Source organism: Halomonas sp. ABH4_019 (assembly GCF_056159885.1).
This window is the reverse complement of sequence record NZ_JBSWWC010000001.1, coordinates 1,476,362-1,493,957: the sequence shown is the minus strand read 5'-3', so window position 1 is coordinate 1,493,957 and position 17,596 is coordinate 1,476,362. Positions and strand designations below refer to the sequence as shown.

Sequence of the window (17,596 nt, the reverse complement as noted above, 5' to 3'; positions counted from 1 at the left end):
GAAGCCGTTGATTCTGCTGTTCTTCCAGCTTCCAGCTTCCAGCTTCCAGCTTCCAGCTTCCAGCTTCCAGCTTTAGCGCCGGCCGTGGTGCTCCTCGAAGCGCTTGATGTTGGAGAGCTTCGGGTTGGCCCTGGGGTTGTGGCGGTAGAACAGGGCGACCTTGCCGATCTTCTGCACCAGCTCGGCATCGCTCTCGGCGACCAGGGCCTCGAGCATGGCGGCGCGGTCCTCGCGATCGGCGAGGGCCAGCTTGACCTTGACCAGTTCGTGGTCGGCCAGGGCGCGGTCGAGCTCGGCGAGCACGCCCTCGGAGAGGCCGCTCTCGGAGACCGTGACCACGGGGTCGAGATGGTGGCCGATGCTGCGAAATGCTTTCTTTTGTGCCTGTGACAAGCTCATGGTATCGTGCTTCTTCCCGGTTGGCGCGCAGCGCACATGGTACGGTGAATCGCCTCGCGGCGAAAGCGCGGCCGCCTTCATCGCCTCCCCGACCGGGCCGCAGGTCAGCACCCCGTCCCCCGATGTCCGGAATCCGCTCGACCGCCTGTCATCCAGACCATTCACAGGTGATGCCGTGGCCTCTTCCCCAGATTCCCGCGCCAAGGGCGGCGCCAAGCGGCGCGGCGCCAGCAAGAGCAGCGCCGGCTGGCTCAAGGAACACTTCGACGACCGCTACGTCCAGCAGAGCTGGCAGGACGGCTATCGTTCGCGGGCCAGCTACAAGCTGCTGGCCCTGGACGACAAGGACCGCCTGCTGCGCCCCGGCATGACGATCATCGACCTCGGCGCCGCCCCGGGCGGCTGGAGCCAGGTCGCCGCCGAGAAGGTCGGTGATCGTGGCGTGGTCATCGCCTCCGATATCCTCGAGATGGACGCCCTGGCCGGCGTCGACTTCGTGCAGGGCGACTTCACCGAGGAGGCGGTGCTGGACGAGATCCTCGCCCGCCTCGCCGATCGCCCCGTGGACCTTGTGATGTCGGACATGGCCCCCAATATGAGTGGTATGGCCGCCATCGACCAGCCCCAGGCCATGTACCTGGTGGAGCTGGCGCTGGACCTGGCGCGCCAGACCCTGTCGCCCGGCGGCACCTTCCTGGCCAAGGTGTTCCAGGGCGAAGGTTTCGACGCCTACCTCAAGGAGCTGCGCGGCAGCTTCAAGCGGGTGGTGACCCGCAAGCCGGAGGCCTCACGGGCGCGTTCCCGCGAGGTCTATCTGCTGGCGGAGGGATTTCGCGGCTGAGCCGGCCGGCGCCGGTAGCGATCATGGCGATCCGATAGCCTCAGTCTAATGATGCGATGGCCGGACACGGCGGCGTGTCTGTGTCACAGTGGGGCAGACGCGGGCGTCTCGCCCGCTGGCCGAACATGTGCTGCTAGGGTAGTGTCGAAGGGCCAGGCCTGTGCGGCCGACAGATTCTTGCAATTGAGGGTAGTCCCTTGAACGACATGGCGAAGAACCTGATTCTGTGGTTGGTCATCGCGGCGGTGCTGCTGACGGTGTTCAACAACTTCAGCGTCGAGAACACACCGCAGACGATGAACTATTCGCAGTTCGTCCAGCAGGTGCAGAACGAGCAGGTCAAGAGCGTGACCATCGATGGCTACACCATCAATGGCGAGCGCACCGACGGCTCCCAGTTCCAGACCATCCGGCCGGCGGCGGAAGATCCCAAGCTGATGGACGATCTGCTCGCCCACGACGTCACCGTGGTGGGCAAGGAGCCGGAGCAGCAGAGCCTGTGGACGCGGCTGCTGATCGCCAGCTTCCCGATCCTGCTGATCCTGGCCATCTTCATGTTCTTCATGCGCCAGATGCAGGGCGGCGGCAGCGGCAAGGGCGGGCCGATGAGCTTCGGCAAGTCCAAGGCCAAGCTGCTCTCCCAGGACCAGATCAAGACCACCTTCGCCGACGTGGCCGGCTGCGACGAGGCCAAGGAGGAGGTCGAGGAGCTGGTCGACTTCCTGCGCGACCCGACCAAGTTTCAGCGCCTGGGCGGTACCATTCCGCGCGGCGTGCTGATGGTCGGCCCGCCCGGGACCGGCAAGACCCTGCTCGCCAAGTCGATCGCCGGCGAGGCCAAGGTGCCGTTCTTCTCGATCTCCGGCTCCGACTTCGTCGAGATGTTCGTCGGCGTGGGCGCCTCGAGGGTGCGCGACATGTTCGAGCAGGCCAAGAAGCAGGCGCCCTGCATCATCTTCATCGACGAGATCGATGCCGTGGGCCGCTCGCGCGGCGCCGGCATGGGCGGTGGCAACGACGAGCGCGAGCAGACGCTGAACCAGCTGCTGGTGGAGATGGACGGCTTCGAGGCCAACGAGGGCATCATCGTCATCGCCGCCACCAACCGCCCCGACGTGCTCGACCCGGCGCTGCTGCGCCCGGGCCGCTTCGACCGCCAGGTCACCGTGCCGCTGCCCGACATCCGTGGCCGCGAGCATATCCTCAACGTGCACCTGCGCAAGGTGCCGCTGGCCGACGACGTCAAGCCGTCCTACATCGCCCGCGGCACCCCGGGCTTCTCCGGCGCCGACCTGGCCAACCTGGTCAACGAGGCGGCGCTGTTCGCCGCGCGCGGCAACAAGCGCCTGGTGGGCATGGACGAGCTGGAGATGGCCAAGGACAAGATCATGATGGGCGCCGAGCGCCGCTCCATGGTCATGACCGAGAAGGACAAGCTCAACACCGCCTACCACGAGTCGGGTCACGCCATCATCGGCCTGGTGATGCCGGAGCATGATCCGGTCTACAAGGTCACCATCATTCCGCGGGGCCGGGCGCTGGGCGTGACCATGTTCCTGCCCGAGGAAGATCGCTACAGCCTGTCGCGCCAGCAGATCATCAGCCAGATCTGCTCGCTGTTCGGCGGCCGCATCGCCGAAGAGATGACGCTCGGCCCCAATGGCGTGACCACCGGCGCCTCCAACGACATCAAGCGCGCCACCGAGCTGGCCCACAACATGGTCGCCAAGTGGGGCCTGTCCGAGGAGATGGGGCCGATCATGTACGACGAGGACGAGTCCCACCAGTTCCTCGGCGGCCCGGGCCAGAGCGGCGGCAAGCTCAAGTCCGGCGAGACGGTCACCCGGCTCGACAAGGAAGTGCGTCGGGTCATCGACGAGTGCTACGCCCAGGCCAAGCAGATCCTCGAGGACAACCGCGACAAGCTGGATGCCATGGCCGAGGCGCTGGTGCAGTACGAGACCATCGACGCCGACCAGCTCAAGGACATCATGGACGGCCGCACGCCGCGTCCGCCCAAGGACTGGGACGAGGGCGGTCCGGGGCCCGGCGCGCCGATCGGCGAGGCCCCGAAGGAGGACGCCAAGCCGGCCGACGATGCCGACGACGGCGACGAGGAGGCGTCCCCCGGTCGCCGTCCCTCCGACCCCCTCGGCGGGCCGGCCGGCAGCTGACGGCCATCCTCCCGCGATGACCACCGGGCGCCCCGCGGGGCGCCCTTGCCGTGGCGGGGCGCCTTAGGCCCCCGGCGATCCCAGCACGCTTCCAGGACGACGATGCACAACAGCGCCCCGACTCCCCTTCAGTGCGGCCGACACCGGCTCGACCTGTCCTTCCCCCGCGTCATGGGGATCCTCAACGTCACCCCCGATTCCTTCTCCGACGGCGGCCAGCACGTGGCGCTCGACGACGCCCTGCGCCGCGCCGAGCAGATGCTGGCCGAGGGCGCGGCGATCATCGATATCGGCGGCGAGTCCACGCGCCCCGGCGCCGACCCCGTCACGGTGCAGCAGGAGCTCGACCGGGTGGTGCCGGTGGTCGAGGCGCTGGTGCGCGAGCTCGACGCCCTGGTCTCGGTGGATACCAGCACGCCCGAGGTGATGCGCGAATCGGCACAGGCCGGGGCGGGCATGCTCAACGACGTGCGCAACCTGCGCCGCGAGGGTGCCCTGCGCGCCGCCGCCGCCAGCGGCCTGCCGGTGTGCGTGATGCACATGCTCGGCGAGCCGGGCGACATGCAGCAATCGCCGCACTTCGAGGTGCCGGTGGAAGAGGCGGTCGCCGACTTCCTCGAGCGGCGTATCGCCGCCTGCGAGGCCGCGGGGCTGCGCCGCGAGAGGCTGATCCTCGACCCCGGCTTCGGCTTCGCCAAGACCGTCGAGCACAACCTGCGGCTGCTCAACCGCATGGAGCGCCTGACCGGGTTCGGCCTGCCGCTGCTGGTGGGCATGTCGCGCAAGAGCATGATCGGCAAGGTGCTCGAGCGCCCGGTGGAGGAGCGCCTGTCCGGCGGCCTGGCGCTCTCGGCGCTGGCCGTCGAGCGCGGCGCACGCATACTGCGCGTCCATGATGTGGGGCCCCATGTGGACGCGGTGAACATGACCTGGGCCGTGCTCGAGGAAGGATGCGAGAATGACTAAGCGTTACTTCGGTACTGACGGTATCCGCGGCACCGTGGGCGAGGCGCCCATCACCCCCGACTTCATGCTCAAGCTGGGCTGGGCCACCGGCCGGGTGCTGGTGCGCGAGAGCGGCCGGGCCCGGGTGCTGATCGGCAAGGACACCCGGATCTCCGGCTACATGTTCGAGTCGGCCCTCGAGGCCGGCCTGTCCGCGGCCGGGGTCGACGTCATCCTGCTCGGCCCCATGCCGACGCCGGGTATCGCCTACCTGACGCGGACCTTCCGCGCCGACGCCGGCATCGTCATCTCGGCGTCGCACAATCCCTTTGCCGACAACGGCATCAAGTTCTTCTCCGCCGCGGGCACCAAGCTCGACGATGGCCTCGAGGAGCGCATCGAGGCCATGCTCGAGGAGCCGCTGACCACGGTGGCACCGGACGCCCTGGGCAAGGCGCGGCGGGTGGACGACGCCGCCGGGCGCTATATCGAGTTCTGCAAGTCGACGATCCCCGATCGCGTCGACCTGCACGGCCTGAAGATGGTGGTCGACTGCGCCCACGGCGCCACCTACCACATCGCCCCCAACGTGTTCCGCGAGCTGGGCGCCCGGGTGGACGTGATCGGCGCCGAGCCCGACGGCCTCAACATCAACCACGAGGTCGGCTCTACCCATCCCGCCGCCCTGCGCGCGGCGGTGATCCAGCGCGGCGCCGACCTGGGCGTGGCCTTCGACGGCGACGGCGACCGGGTGTTGATGGTGGATGCCGACGGCCGCGAGATCGACGGCGATGACATCCTCTACCTGATCGCCCGCGACCGTCACGGCCGGGGCGACCTGGGCGGCGGCGTGGTCGGCACCCTGATGAGCAACTTCGGCCTGGCCGCGGCTCTCGAGACCCTGGGCATCCCCTTCGAGCGGGCCAAGGTCGGCGACCGCTACGTGGTGGAGCGCCTGTCCGCCAACGGCTGGCAGCTGGGCGGCGAATCCTCCGGCCACATCGTCTGCGGGCACGTGCAGACCACCGGCGACGGCGTCGTCTCCGCCCTGCAGGTGCTGTCGATCATGGTGCGCGAGGGCAAGCCGCTGGGCCAGTTGCTCGATGGCCTGGAGAAGGCGCCCCAGTCGCTGGTCAACGTGCGCCTGACGGCGGGCGCCGACGCCCGGGCCCTGATGGAAGCGCCGGCCCTCAAGGCCGCGGTCGCCGCGGTCGAGGCCGAGCTCGGCGACCAGGGGCGGGTGTTGCTGCGCCCCTCGGGCACCGAGCCGCTGATCCGGGTGATGGTCGAGGGTCGACCGCACCTCGACGTGGACGGCCTGGCCCGGCGCCTGGCCGATGGCGTCGAGGGGCTGCTGTCCTGATCCCCGCGTGGTTGTCTTGACAGGGCCGCTCCTATACCATTTCGCTCCACCTTGAAAGAGGGAAGATGCATGCCTACGCCGCTGATCGCCGGCAACTGGAAGATGAACGGATCCCGGGCACTGGTCGAGGAGTTCGGCCGGGCCTTCCGCGATGCCGACCTGCCGGACGGGGTGGCGGTGGCCCTGATGGTGCCGTTTCCCTATCTGGGCGCCGCCGAGCGTGCCTTCGAAGGCTCGCGCCTGGCCCTTGGTGCCCAGACCCTGAGCGATCGGCCCGAGGGAGCCTTCACCGGCGAGGTCAGCGGCGACATGCTCGCCGACTGCGGCGCACGCCTGGTGCTGGTGGGCCACTCCGAGCGGCGCACCCTGTTCGGTGAAGACGATGCCGCCGTGCTGGCCCGGGTGCGGGCCGCCCTGGCGGTCGGTCTCACGCCGGTGCTGTGCCTGGGCGAGACCCTCGAGGAGCGCGATGCCGGGCGTACCGAGGCCGTGGTGCTCGGTCAGCTCGAGGCGGTGTTCGATGCGCTCGAGCCCGGCGAGCGCGCCCGGCTGGTGATCGCCTACGAGCCGGTTTGGGCCATCGGCACGGGCCGCACCGCGTCCCCGGCGCAGGCCCAGGCCGTGCATGGCGCCCTCCGCGCACGCCTGACGCATTACGACGCCGAACTCGCCGCCGCGATGCAGCTGCTCTACGGCGGCAGCATGAAGGCCGCCAACGCCGCCGAGCTGCTCGCCCAGCCGGACATCGACGGCGGCCTGGTGGGCGGCGCTTCCCTGAAGGTCGACGATTTCCTAGCCATTTGCCAGTCAGCAGGTTGATTCCATGCAAGTTGCCATTCTCATGATCCATGTGGCGATCGCCATCGCCCTGGTCGCCCTGATCCTGCTGCAGCAGGGCAAGGGCGCCGATGCCGGTGCCTCCTTCGGTGGCGGCGCCTCCCAGACCGTGTTCGGCTCCCAGGGCAGCGGCAATTTCCTGTCCCGGGCCACCGGCGTGCTGGCCGCGGCCTTCTTCGCCACCTCCCTGGCGCTGGCGTATTTCGCCTCCCAGGCCGGCGAGGCGCCGGAAGACGTCGGCATTCCCGATGCCGAACTGATCGAGCAGCAGCAGAATGCCGTGCCGACCCTTGACGATGAGGGTCAGAGTGTGGATAATGCTGCGCCAGTGCTGGAGGAGAGCGGCGGCAGCTGAGTCGCGTTTTTCCGGCCTCCCCTGATGCCGAAGTGGTGGAATTGGTAGACACGCTATCTTGAGGGGGTAGTGGCCTTACGGCCGTGCGGGTTCAAGTCCCGCCTTCGGCACCATCTTGAAGCCGGTCCGGCGAACGTCTTCGCCGCGCATCGGACCTTCATAGCAGGATTGGCGAAGCGGTGTGATGTGGCTTGACGCAATGGCCGAGCCGACATAGAATCACCGACCTAGATTGATGCGGGGTGGAGCAGTCTGGTAGCTCGTCGGGCTCATAACCCGAAGGTCATCGGTTCAAATCCGGTCCCCGCTACCATCTTCCTGGCAGGCATGCAGGTACGCATAGGGGCATGCCAGACCTTGGACGTGGTATACAGGTTTCTTGTAAAAGCCCCTTCCTGTGAAGGGGCTTTTTGTTAGCGGCCAGCTCGTCGGCGATGACCGGCGGCGCTGATCCGGGCAACGCCAATCAGCCACCTGACTCTCCTGTTCACTCCCGGCCAGGTGCCTGATGCAACGGCTGTAGGAGCTTTCTTCCGTGGCAACCAAGGATGCTGCGCTGCACGCGCTGATCGAACCGGTGGTGTCGGCCATGGGCTTCGAACTATGGGGCCTCGACTACCTGTCCCAGGGCAAGCACTCTCGCCTGGTGGTCTACATCGATCATCCGGACGGGGTGAGCGTGGACGACTGCGCCGACGTCAGCCGACAGGTCAGCGCGGTGTTCGACGTCGAGGATCCCATCCGTGGCGAGTATCGGCTCGAAGTCTCCTCCCCGGGAATGGATCGTCCCCTGTATACCCTCGAGCAGTTCGCGCGTTACGCCGGCCATCAGGTGGCCGTGAAGCTGCGCGTGCCCTTCGACGGGCGGCGCAAGTTCCAGGGGTTGCTGGCCGGGGTCGAGAGCGACGAGGTGCTGGTGCGGCTCGACGGCGAGGAATATTGCTTTCCCATCGAGAGCATCGATCAGGCGCGGGTCGTGCCGCAGTTCGAAGACTGAGGTCGATGCACAAGGACGGGTTTTCTGGCGAGGCTAAGGCATGAGTAAAGAGATTCTGGCGGTCGTCGACGCGATCTCCAACGAGAAGGGGGTCCCCCGCGAGGTGATCTTCGAAGCCGTCGAGGCGGCGCTGGCCAGCGCGTCACGCAAGCGCTTCGAGGACGAGGAAGCCAGCGTGCGGGTGCGTATCGACCGCCGTACCGGTGACTACGAGACCTTCCGTCGCTGGGAGGTCGTCGAGGACGATGACTTCGACGGGCCCGACGCCCAGATCAAGTTGACCTTCGCCGAGCGTCGCGATCCGCCGCTGGGCCTGGGCGACGTGGTCGAGGAGCAGATCGAGAATGCCGCCTTCGGGCGCATCGCGGCCCAGACCGCCAAGCAGGTCATCGTGCAGAAGGTGCGCGAGGCCGAGCGCGCCGAGGTGGTGCGTCTCTACGCCGATCGCGAAGGCGAACTGGTCGCCGGCATCGTCAAGAAGACGACACGCGACGGCCTGATCATCGACCTCGGCGACAACGCCGAGGCTTTCCTGCCGCGCAGCGAGATGATTCCCGGCGAGCGCTACCGCATGAACGAGCGGGTGCGCGCGCTGCTGACCAAGGTCGACCCGGAAGCCCGCGGGGCGCAGCTGATCCTGTCGCGGACCTGTCCGGAGCTGATCATCGAGCTGTTCCAGATCGAGGTCCCGGAGATCGCCGAGCAGCTCATCGAGATCAAGGGCGCGGCCCGGGATCCGGGCTCGCGGGCCAAGATCGCGGTCAAGACCAACGACCGTCGCATCGACCCGGTCGGCGCCTGCGTGGGCATGCGCGGTTCTCGGGTCCAGGCGGTTTCCACCGAGCTGCAGAACGAGCGGGTGGATATCGTGCTGTGGGACGACAACCCTGCCCAGCTGGTGATCAATGCCATGGCGCCGGCGGATGTCGCCTCGATCCTCGTCGACGAAGACGCCCATGCCATGGACGTGGCGGTCGCCGAGGACAACCTGGCCCAGGCCATCGGCCGCAGCGGCCAGAACGTGCGCCTGGCTTCCGAGCTCACCGGCTGGCGTCTCAACGTCATGACCGAGGACGAGGCCGAGGCCAAGCGCGACCAGGAGATCGACAGCCTGGTCGAACACTTCATCCAGCATCTGGACATCGACGACGATGTGGCGCGTCTGCTCGTCGAGGAAGGCTTCACCTCCCTGGAGGAGGTCGCCTATGTCCCGGTGGAGGAAATGCTGGAGATCGAGGAATTCGACGAGGATCTCGTCGAGGAGCTGCGCGCTCGCGCCAAGGACGAATTGTTGAACCTGGCCATCGCCTCCGAGGAGGAACTCGATGGGGCCCAGCCGGCCGACGACCTGCTCGAGATGGAGGGCATGGAACGTCATCTGGCCTTCATTCTGGCCAGCCGGGGCATCAAGACCATGGAGGACCTCGCCGAGCAGTCCGTCGACGATCTGACGGACATCGAGGAACTGGACGAGGAGCGCGCCGCGGCACTGATCATGACTGCCCGTGCGCCATGGTTCGAGAGCGAACAGTAAACGGGTCACGGGCTGAGGAGGGTCGTAATGTCAGAAATGACCGTTAAGGATTTTGCAGTGAAGGTGGGGCGCGATGTCCCCCGCCTGCTGGAACAGATGAAAGATGCCGGGCTCGAGCACAAGTCCGAGGGCGACGCCGTGTCCGAGGAGGACAAGCGTCAGCTGCTGGACTATCTCACCAAGAGTCACGGCGGGAGCGCCGAGCAGGCCGCGCCCAAGAACCGCATCACCCTGACCCGCAAGACGCGCAGTCGCATCAAGACCGGCGAGCGGGGCAAGAGCATCGAGGTTCAGGTCCGCAAGAAGCGTACCTACGTCAAGCGCGAGGAAGAGAAGCCGGCCGAGGAGCCCAAGGCCGAGGATCACGGTCCTCGCCAGCTGGTCGGCGACATGGCCGAGGCCCAGGCCAAGCGTGAGGCCCAGGAAGCCGAGGAGGCCAAGCAGCGCGCCGCCGAGCAGGCCGCGCGCGAGGCCGAGGAGAAGGCCCAGGCGGCCGTGCCGACCGAGCCGGAGATCCCGGTGCCGGAGCTCGAGGCCACGCCGTCGCCGGCGGATGCCCCGGCGCCGCCCAAGGAGGGCCGTCCCGATCGTCGCAGCGCGGCTCCCAAGAAGAGCGGCAAGAAGGGGCGCCACGACCGCGACGACGATCGCGGTGACCGCGAGGAGCGTCGTCGCGGCGGCAAGAAGGCCAAGCGTGCCGAGCGTCGCGGCGGCCGTCGCGGTGGCGGCCAGGGCGGCGGCAAGCACGGCTTCCAGAAGCCGACCCAGCCGATCGTCCGCGAGGTCTCGATCCCCGAGTCGATCAGCGTCGCCGACCTGGCCGACAAGATGTCGATCAAGGCCAACGAGGTCATCAAGACCATGTTCACCATGGGCGCGGCGGTGACCATCAACCAGACCATCGATCAGGACACCGCGGCCATCGTGGTCGAGGAGATGGGCCACAAGCCCAAGCTGGTCAAGGACGATGCGCTGGAGACCGAGGTCCTCGAGAACATCTCCTACGAGGGCGAGGAGATCACCCGTTCGCCGGTCGTGACCGTCATGGGTCACGTCGACCACGGCAAGACCTCGCTGCTCGACTACATTCGCCGCGCCAAGGTGGCCACCGGCGAGGCCGGCGGCATCACCCAGCACATCGGCGCCTACCACGTCGAGGACGATCACGGCGGCGTGACCTTCCTCGATACCCCGGGCCACGCGGCGTTCACCGCCATGCGTGCCCGCGGCGCCAAGGCCACCGACGTGGTGGTGCTGGTGGTGGCCGCCGACGACGGCGTGATGCCCCAGACCATCGAGGCCGTGGAGCACTCCAAGGCCGCGGAAGTGCCGATGGTGGTGGCGGTCAACAAGATCGACAAGCAGGGCGCCGACCCGGACCGGGTCAAGAACGAGCTGTCCCAGCACGGCGTGATCTCCGAGGAGTGGGGTGGCGATACCCAGTTCGTGCACGTCTCCGCCAAGTCCGGCGAAGGCATCGAGGGCCTGCTCGAGTCGATCCAGCTGGTCTCCGAAGTGCTCGAGCTCAAGGCCGTCCCCGAGGCGCCCGGCAAGGGCGTGGTGGTCGAGTCCCGCCTGGACAAGGGCCGTGGCCCGGTGGCCACCGTGCTGGTCCAGAACGGCACCCTGAAGAAGGGCGACATCGTGCTCGCCGGCCTGCACTACGGCCGCGTGCGTGCCCTGACCAACGAGCTCGGCAAGCAGGTCGACGAGGCGGGTCCCGCCATGCCGGTGGAGATCCAGGGCCTGGACGGCACCCCCGAGGCGGGTGACGACTTCATGGTCCTCGACGACGAGAAGAAGGCCCGCGAGGTCGCCAACTTCCGTCAGGGCAAGTACCGCGAGGTGCGCCTGGCTCGCCAGCAGAAGGCCAAGCTGGAGAACATGTTCTCCCAGATGGGCCAGGAAGAGGTCGCCAAGGTCAACATCGTGCTCAAGGCCGACGTCCAGGGTTCCCTGGAGGCCATCAAGGGCGCGCTGGAAGAGCTGTCCACCGACGAGGTGCAGGTCGCCGTGGTGTCGTCCGGCGTGGGCGGGATCACCGGGACCGACGCCAACCTGGCGCTGGCCAGTGACGCCATCGTGGTCGGCTTCAACGTGCGTGCCGATGCCGCCGCTCGCGAGATCATCGAGCGCGAAGGCCTCGACCTGCGCTACTACAGCGTCATCTACCAGCTGATCGACGAGGTCAAGCAGGCGATGAGCGGCATGCTCGCGCCGGAGTGGAAGGAAGAGATCGTCGGCGTGGCCGAGGTCCGCGACGTCTTCCGGGCACCGAAGATCGGCGCCGTGGCCGGCTGCATGGTGGTCGAGGGCACCGTCTATCGCCACAAGAAGATCCGCGTGCTGCGCGAGAACGTGGTGATCTACGAGGGTGAGCTCGAGTCCCTGCGCCGCTACAAGGACGACGTCAACGAGGTTCGCAACGGTATCGAATGCGGTATCGGCGTGAAGAACTACAACGACGTCCAGGTCGGCGACAAGATCGAGGTCTTCGATCAGGTCAAGGTCGAGCGGACGCTCTGACCGCGAGGAGCCGATCATGCGCGAGTTCAAGCGTACCGACCGGGTGGCCGACCAGCTCCAGAAGGAGCTGGCGGTGCTCATCCAGCGCGAGATCAAGGATCCGCGCCTGGGCATGGTCACCGTCAGCGGGGTCACGGTCAGCCGCGACCTCGGCTACGCCGACGTCCACGTGACCCTGCTCGGCGAGCAGGACGCCGAGCGCATCAAGGAAAACCTGGGGGTGCTGAAGCGCGCCGCCGGTTTCCTGCGCGGCCAGATCGCCCGTCGCATCAAGCTGCGCCACGTGCCCGAGCTGCGCTTCCACTACGACGAGAGCGTGGTGCGTGGCCAGCGTCTGTCCTCGCTGATCGACGAGGCGGTGGCGAGCGATCGCGACCGTCACGACGATGAGGTCGAAGGTGACGACGGCGAGCGCGGCGAGGGAGAGCGCGACTGATGGCGCGTCGCCGTCGCGGACTGCCGGTGAACGGGGTGCTGCTGCTGGACAAGCCCCAGGGCGCGTCCAGCAACCACGCCCTGCAGCGGACCCGGCGCCTGTTTCAGGCGCAGAAGGCCGGCCACACCGGCACCCTCGACCCCATGGCCACCGGCCTGCTGCCGGTGTGCTTCGGCGAAGCCACCAAGTTCTCGGCCTTCCTGCTGGATGCCGACAAGGCGTATCGCACCCGGGTCGAGCTCGGCACGATCACCGACTCCGGCGACGCCGAGGGCGAGGTCGTCGAGCGCCGCGAGGTGCCGCCCCTCGAGGAGGCCGACCTGCGCGGCGTGCTCGAGCGTTTCGTCGGCGAGATCGACCAGGTGCCGCCGATGTATTCGGCGCTCAAGCACCAGGGCCGCAAGCTCTACGAGCTGGCCCGCGAGGGCAAGAGCGTGGAGCGTGCAGTGCGCCGCGTGACGGTGTATGATGCGCGCCTTCTCGCGTTCGAGGGCAGCGCCTTCGAGCTCGAGGTGCGGGTCAGCAAGGGCACCTACATCCGGACCCTGGCCGAGGACATCGGCGAGGCGCTCGGCTGCGGCGCCCATATCAGCGTCCTGCGACGGCTGGCCACCGGCCCCTTCGGCGCCGACGGCATGCTGACGCCGGAGGCCCTCGAGGCGTTGCCGGACCAGGCGGCCCGCGAAGGCGTGCTGCTGCCGGTGGACGTGCTGGTGGCCGACCTGCCCAGGCTGGCCCTGGACGAGGCGGCGGCGAGCCGCCTGCTGCATGGCCAGAGCGCCAGGTGTGACACCGGTGAGTTGCCGGTCGACGGCCTGGCCAGACTCTATCGCGACGAGACCTTCCTGGGGCTCGGCGTGGTGAGAGCGGCGGGGGAGATCGCCCCGCGCCGCCTGCTGAGCACCGCCGAGGCGGACTCGGCATGATCCGTCCCTTCGGGGGCGGCGTGGAGACTGCAAATATGCGTGGTCTCCGACATTCACATCATTCAGGCATATTGCTGACTGGAGAGACAGATGGCACTGACCGCTGAGCAGAAGGCCGACATCGTCAACGAATACGGCCGTGGCGAGAACGACACCGGTTCCCCCGAGGTGCAGGTGGCCCTGCTGACCGCCAACATCGACGGCCTGCAGGATCACTTCAAGACCAACAAGCAGGATCACCACTCCCGCCGTGGCCTGATCCGCATGGTCAACCAGCGCCGCAAGCTGCTGGACTACCTGAAGCGCAAGGACTTCGAGCGCTATCAGTCCCTGATCCAGCGTCTGGGTCTCCGTCGTTAAACGACGGCGTCCAGAACGACGCGAAACGGGCAGCCCTCCGGGGCTGCCCGTTTTGCGTTTATGAGGCTATCTAATCTCACTCGTAGTCCTGAGACTCTCGGGGCTGGTCCAGCGACAGCTCCCGGAGTGCCGGACCACCGAGCAGGCGCTGTGAACCCATCCCTGGGCGCTACCGACGCCCTGCGGCGCTCTCGCCTCCCACTCCGCTTGCAGGACCGGTGCTGGCCATCCATGGCCAGCCCGTTCGGAGCAGTGCTCCTCACCCCTGGCGTAGGACCTCCTCTTCGAGCTGTCCCTGACGCCCCTCGTGATTCCTCCCCGACTTGTTGGCGGAAATCTCACCCTCTGGTGGCCCCAACGAGCGTCAACCCCTAAAATGGTCGCCGAGTCTAACGACCCGAACATGAATCGAAAAGTTGAAGGAAGTCGCCGTGAACCCGGTCAAGAAAACGTTTGAGTACGGTCGCAGCACCGTCACCCTGGAAACCGGGCGCATCGCCCGCCAGGCCTCCGGTGCCGTGATGGTCACCATGGACGACACCGTGGTGCTGTGCACCGTGGTGGCGAAGAAGGACGTCAATCCCGCCCAGCCGTTCTTCCCGCTGTCTGTCCACTACCAGGAGAAGACCTACGCGGTCGGCAAGATTCCCGGCGGCTTCTTCAAGCGCGAGGGGCGTCCCACCGAGAAGGAGACCCTCACCTCGCGGCTGATCGATCGCCCGATCCGTCCGCTGTTCCCCAAGGGCTTCATGAACGAGGTCCAGGTCATCTGCACGGTGCTGTCCACCGACCGTAACCAGGACCCGGACATCGCCGCCATGCTCGGCACCTCCGCGGCCCTGGCCGTGTCCGGCGTGCCGTTCAACGGCCCGATCGGCGCCGCCCGCGTCGGCTTCACCGAGGACAAGGGCTACTTCCTCAACCCCACCGTCGAGGAGCTCACCGGTTCCGAGCTCAACATGGTCGTCGCCGGCACCGAGAAGGCCGTGCTGATGGTCGAGTCCGAGGCCAACGAGCTGCTCGAGGACGAGATGCTGGGCGCCGTGCTCTACGGCCACCAGGAGATGCAGGTCGCCGTCTCCGCCATCAACGAGCTGGCCGCCGAGGCTGGCAAGCCGCGCTGGGACTGGCAGCCGGCCGCCGAGAACACCGCCCTCAAGGACGCGGTGGCCCAGGGCTTCGAGGCCAAGGTCGGCGAGGCCTATCGGATCACCGACAAGATGGCCCGCCAGGACGCCCTGTCCGCGCTGAAGGACGAGGCCGTGGCCCAGTTGGCCGGCGAGGACGATGGCCAGTTCGCCGCCGACGAGGTCAAGGGCGCCTTCGCCGGGCTCGAGAAGCACGTGGTGCGCTCCCGCGTGGTGAGAGGCGAGCCGCGCATCGACGGCCGCGATCACAAGACCGTGCGTCCGTTGAACATCGAGGTCGGGGGCCTGCCCAAGACCCACGGCTCGGCGATCTTCACCCGCGGCGAGACCCAGGCGATCGTGGTGGCCACCCTCGGCACCCTGCGCGACTCCCAGCTGATCGAGTCGCTGGAAGGCGAGCGCAAGGACCGCTTCCTGCTGCACTACAACTTCCCGCCCTACAGCGTGGGCGAGGCCGGCTTCATGGGCGGCCCCAAGCGTCGCGAGATCGGCCACGGCCGCCTGGCGCGTCGCGGCGTCCAGGCCATGCTGCCCGCCGAGGACGACTTCCCCTACACCATCCGCGTGGTGTCCGAGATCACCGAGTCCAACGGCTCGAGCTCCATGGCCTCGGTGTGCGGCTCCTCGCTGGCGCTGATGGACGCCGGCGTGCCGATGAAGGCCCCGGTGGCCGGCATCGCCATGGGCCTGGTCAAGGACGATGACGGCTTCGCCGTGCTGACCGATATCCTGGGCGACGAGGACCACCTTGGCGACATGGACTTCAAGGTGGCCGGTTCCTCAGAGGGCGTCACCGCCCTGCAGATGGACATCAAGATCGAGGGCATCAACGAGGAGATCATGGAGCAGGCCCTGCAGCAGGCCAACGAGGCCCGCCTGCACATCCTCGAGCAGATGAACGCGGTGATCGCCCAGAGCCGTGCCGAGGTCTCGGAGAACGCCCCCTCCATGGCCACCATCAAGATCGACCCGGAGAAGATCCGCGACGTCATCGGCAAGGGCGGCGCCACCATCCGCAAGATCTGCGAAGACACCGGCGCCTCCATCGACCTGGACGACGACGGCACCGTGCGCATCTATGCCGAGGAGAAGTCGGCGGCCAAGGCGGCCATCGACACCGTGCTGGCGATCACCGCCGAGCCGGAGATCGGCAAGCTGTATCGCGGCAAGGTGGTGCGCATCGCCGACTTCGGCGCCTTCGTCAACATCATGCCGGGCACCGACGGCCTGGTGCACATCTCCCAGATCGTGCCCGAGCGCGTCAACGACGTGCGCGACTTCCTCAACGAGGGAGACGAGCCGGTGGTCAAGGTGCTCGACATCGACAACCGCAACCGGGTGAAGCTGACCATCAAGGAGATCACCCCGGAAGAGAAGAGCGCCTTCGAGGCCGAGGAAGCCGAGACCGAGCTCTGATTCCGCGGTAAATGAGCCGAACGCCCCCGTGGCTCACGCCGCGGGGGCGTTCTCGTTTCGGGGCCCCGCCCCGCCCCGCCATCGATCAAGGACGACCCATGACGCGCCACGCTTCCGACCCGTCTCCCCCCGCCGCCAAGACCATGACCCAGCGTCGCGATTGGCTGGGGGTGCTGGCGGTGATGGTCGGCATCTTCCTGCTGGTCACCGCCGAGCAGTTGCCCATCGGCCTGCTGTCCCAGGTAGCCGACTCGCTCGGGGTCACGCCGGGCACCGCCGGGCTATTGATCACCGTGCCGGGCGTGGTGGCGGCCTTCGCCGCGCCGCTGCTGCCGGTGGCGGTGGGGCGGCTCGACCGCCGCTGGCTGCTCACCGGGCTGATGGCGCTGATGACCCTGGCCAGCCTGCTCGGCGCCGTGGCCGACGGCTTCGCCATGCTGCTGGCGACAAGGGTGCTGGTGGGGGTGTGCATCGGCGGCTTCTGGGCCATCGCCGGCGGGCTGGCGGCGCGGCTGGTGGCCCTGGAGCAGGTGCCCCGGGCCATGGCGCTGATCTTCAGCGGCGTGGCCGGCGCCTCGGTGCTCGGGGTGCCGGCGGGCACCTGGCTCGGGGAACATACCGACTGGCGCATCGCCTTCGGCTCCCTGGCGGGCCTCAGCCTGGCGGTGACGCTGGCCCTCTGGGGGCTGCTGCCGCGACTGCCGGCCCAGCAGCCGGTGCGGCTGGCCAGCCTGGCCGGGCAGTTCGCCAGTCGCGGCGTGCGGGTGGGGGTGGCCGTGACCGCGCTGATCGTGGTGGGCCATTTCGCCGCCTACACCTTCGTCAGCCCAATTCTGCAGCAGATCGCCGGCATCCCCCTGGCCAGCGTCAGCGGCCTGCTGCTGTGCTATGGCGCGGCGGGCCTGGCGGGCAATTTCCTCGCCGGCAGCGCCGCCGGGCGGCACCCCTATGTCACGGTGCTGGTGATTCCGCTGCTGCTCGCCGTGGCGACCCTGGCGTTCCCCTGGCTGGGGCGAGAGCCGGTCGCCGCGATCGCGCTGATGATGCTGTGGGGGGCGGTGTTCGGCAGCATCTCGGTCAGCCTGCAGACCTGGATCCTCAAGAGCGCTCGCAATGCCGAGGCCGCCACCGCCTTGATGGCCTTCGTCTTCAACCTGTCGATCGGCATCGGCGCCATGGCCGGCGGCCGGGTGGTGGACGCCATCGGCCTGAGCGGCGTGCTGCTCGGCGCCGGGGCGCTGTTCGCCCTGGCCGCGGCGCTGGTGGCGTGCACGCCCTCGCGGGTGGTGGGGCCGCCGCAGGACTGAGGCCGAGACGCATCGGACAGAACGCAAAAGCC

The 17,596-nt window shown here is 68.0% G+C and carries 15 protein-coding genes and 2 tRNA genes; 16 read left to right on the top strand and 1 reads right to left on the bottom strand.

What is annotated here, in order from left to right:
• Positions 1–72 precede the first annotated feature (72 nt).
• Positions 73–399, bottom strand: coding sequence for a ribosome assembly RNA-binding protein YhbY (yhbY, locus tag ACXAFN_RS06800; protein ID WP_474987307.1), 327 nt, complete (start codon positions 397–399; stop codon positions 73–75).
• Between the two features lie 175 nt (positions 400–574).
• Between yhbY and rlmE the strand changes: the two genes are divergently transcribed.
• The 16 genes from rlmE to ACXAFN_RS06720 all read left to right on the top strand — a co-directional run bounded on the left by rlmE (position 575) and on the right by ACXAFN_RS06720 (position 17,564).
• Positions 575–1,240 carry a 23S rRNA (uridine(2552)-2'-O)-methyltransferase RlmE gene (rlmE, locus tag ACXAFN_RS06795; protein ID WP_474987305.1) on the top strand — a complete coding sequence of 222 codons (666 nt, stop codon included), beginning with the start codon at positions 575–577 and terminating at the stop codon, positions 1,238–1,240.
• Positions 1,241–1,437: 197 nt separating this feature from the next.
• The gene (ftsH, locus tag ACXAFN_RS06790; RefSeq protein WP_474987303.1) at positions 1,438–3,414 is read left to right on the top strand and encodes an ATP-dependent zinc metalloprotease FtsH; all 1,977 of its coding nucleotides are present in this window, start codon (positions 1,438–1,440) and stop codon (positions 3,412–3,414) included.
• Positions 3,415–3,516: 102 nt separating this feature from the next.
• The gene (gene folP / locus ACXAFN_RS06785) at positions 3,517–4,380 is read left to right on the top strand and encodes a dihydropteroate synthase (protein WP_474987302.1); all 864 of its coding nucleotides are present in this window, start codon (positions 3,517–3,519) and stop codon (positions 4,378–4,380) included.
• A complete protein-coding gene (glmM, locus tag ACXAFN_RS06780) occupies positions 4,373–5,722 on the top strand; it encodes a phosphoglucosamine mutase (RefSeq protein ID WP_474987300.1) in 1,350 nt (449 codons plus the stop codon). The genes folP and glmM overlap by 8 nt, the downstream gene beginning before the upstream one ends.
• A gap of 69 nt (positions 5,723–5,791) precedes the next feature.
• On the top strand, positions 5,792–6,541 hold the full coding sequence (tpiA, locus tag ACXAFN_RS06775) for a triose-phosphate isomerase (RefSeq protein ID WP_474987298.1): 750 nt from the start codon (positions 5,792–5,794) through the stop codon (positions 6,539–6,541).
• A 4-nt stretch (positions 6,542–6,545) separates the two neighbouring features.
• Positions 6,546–6,914, top strand: a complete 369-nt coding sequence (secG, locus tag ACXAFN_RS06770) for a preprotein translocase subunit SecG (RefSeq protein ID WP_474987296.1) — start codon at positions 6,546–6,548, stop codon at positions 6,912–6,914.
• Positions 6,915–6,940: 26 nt separating this feature from the next.
• Positions 6,941–7,027, top strand: a tRNA-Leu gene (locus ACXAFN_RS06765).
• Between the two features lie 123 nt (positions 7,028–7,150).
• Positions 7,151–7,227: transfer RNA gene (locus ACXAFN_RS06760), tRNA-Met, on the top strand.
• Positions 7,228–7,449: 222 nt separating this feature from the next.
• Complete coding sequence (gene rimP / locus ACXAFN_RS06755) at positions 7,450–7,911, top strand: ribosome maturation factor RimP (RefSeq protein ID WP_474987294.1); 462 nt, start codon at positions 7,450–7,452, stop codon at positions 7,909–7,911.
• 40 nt (positions 7,912–7,951) lie between these two features.
• Positions 7,952–9,445 carry a transcription termination factor NusA gene (gene nusA, locus ACXAFN_RS06750; protein ID WP_474987293.1) on the top strand — a complete coding sequence of 498 codons (1,494 nt, stop codon included), beginning with the start codon at positions 7,952–7,954 and terminating at the stop codon, positions 9,443–9,445.
• A 27-nt stretch (positions 9,446–9,472) separates the two neighbouring features.
• Positions 9,473–11,971, top strand: a complete 2,499-nt coding sequence (gene infB / locus ACXAFN_RS06745; protein WP_474987292.1) for a translation initiation factor IF-2 — start codon at positions 9,473–9,475, stop codon at positions 11,969–11,971.
• Positions 11,972–11,987: 16 nt separating this feature from the next.
• Positions 11,988–12,407 carry a 30S ribosome-binding factor RbfA gene (gene rbfA, locus ACXAFN_RS06740; RefSeq protein WP_474987290.1) on the top strand — a complete coding sequence of 140 codons (420 nt, stop codon included), beginning with the start codon at positions 11,988–11,990 and terminating at the stop codon, positions 12,405–12,407.
• Complete coding sequence (truB, locus tag ACXAFN_RS06735; protein WP_474987288.1) at positions 12,407–13,333, top strand: tRNA pseudouridine(55) synthase TruB; 927 nt, start codon at positions 12,407–12,409, stop codon at positions 13,331–13,333. The genes rbfA and truB overlap by 1 nt, the downstream gene beginning before the upstream one ends.
• A gap of 90 nt (positions 13,334–13,423) precedes the next feature.
• Positions 13,424–13,693 carry a 30S ribosomal protein S15 gene (rpsO, locus tag ACXAFN_RS06730; protein WP_474987286.1) on the top strand — a complete coding sequence of 90 codons (270 nt, stop codon included), beginning with the start codon at positions 13,424–13,426 and terminating at the stop codon, positions 13,691–13,693.
• A 431-nt stretch (positions 13,694–14,124) separates the two neighbouring features.
• Positions 14,125–16,257 carry a polyribonucleotide nucleotidyltransferase gene (gene pnp / locus ACXAFN_RS06725; RefSeq protein WP_474987285.1) on the top strand — a complete coding sequence of 711 codons (2,133 nt, stop codon included), beginning with the start codon at positions 14,125–14,127 and terminating at the stop codon, positions 16,255–16,257.
• Between the two features lie 98 nt (positions 16,258–16,355).
• Positions 16,356–17,564 (top strand): MFS transporter, encoded by a 1,209-nt coding sequence (locus ACXAFN_RS06720; RefSeq protein ID WP_474987283.1) that lies wholly within the window; start codon positions 16,356–16,358, stop codon positions 17,562–17,564.
• Positions 17,565–17,596: the final 32 nt, after the last annotated feature.

What these genes read in the sequence shown, in the direction of transcription:
- yhbY (WP_474987307.1), bottom strand. Translation starts at nt 399, where the DNA reads ATGAGCTTGTCACAGGCACAAAAGAAAGCATTTCGCAGCATCGGCCAC.
- folP (WP_474987302.1), top strand. Translation starts at nt 3,517, where the DNA reads ATGCACAACAGCGCCCCGACTCCCCTTCAGTGCGGCCGACACCGGCTC.
- glmM (WP_474987300.1), top strand. Translation starts at nt 4,373, where the DNA reads ATGACTAAGCGTTACTTCGGTACTGACGGTATCCGCGGCACCGTGGGC.
- tpiA (WP_474987298.1), top strand. Translation starts at nt 5,792, where the DNA reads ATGCCTACGCCGCTGATCGCCGGCAACTGGAAGATGAACGGATCCCGG.
- secG (WP_474987296.1), top strand. Translation starts at nt 6,546, where the DNA reads ATGCAAGTTGCCATTCTCATGATCCATGTGGCGATCGCCATCGCCCTG.
- nusA (WP_474987293.1), top strand. Translation starts at nt 7,952, where the DNA reads ATGAGTAAAGAGATTCTGGCGGTCGTCGACGCGATCTCCAACGAGAAG.
- infB (WP_474987292.1), top strand. Translation starts at nt 9,473, where the DNA reads ATGTCAGAAATGACCGTTAAGGATTTTGCAGTGAAGGTGGGGCGCGAT.
- rbfA (WP_474987290.1), top strand. Translation starts at nt 11,988, where the DNA reads ATGCGCGAGTTCAAGCGTACCGACCGGGTGGCCGACCAGCTCCAGAAG.
- truB (WP_474987288.1), top strand. Translation starts at nt 12,407, where the DNA reads ATGGCGCGTCGCCGTCGCGGACTGCCGGTGAACGGGGTGCTGCTGCTG.
- rpsO (WP_474987286.1), top strand. Translation starts at nt 13,424, where the DNA reads ATGGCACTGACCGCTGAGCAGAAGGCCGACATCGTCAACGAATACGGC.
- ACXAFN_RS06720 (WP_474987283.1), top strand. Translation starts at nt 16,356, where the DNA reads ATGACGCGCCACGCTTCCGACCCGTCTCCCCCCGCCGCCAAGACCATG.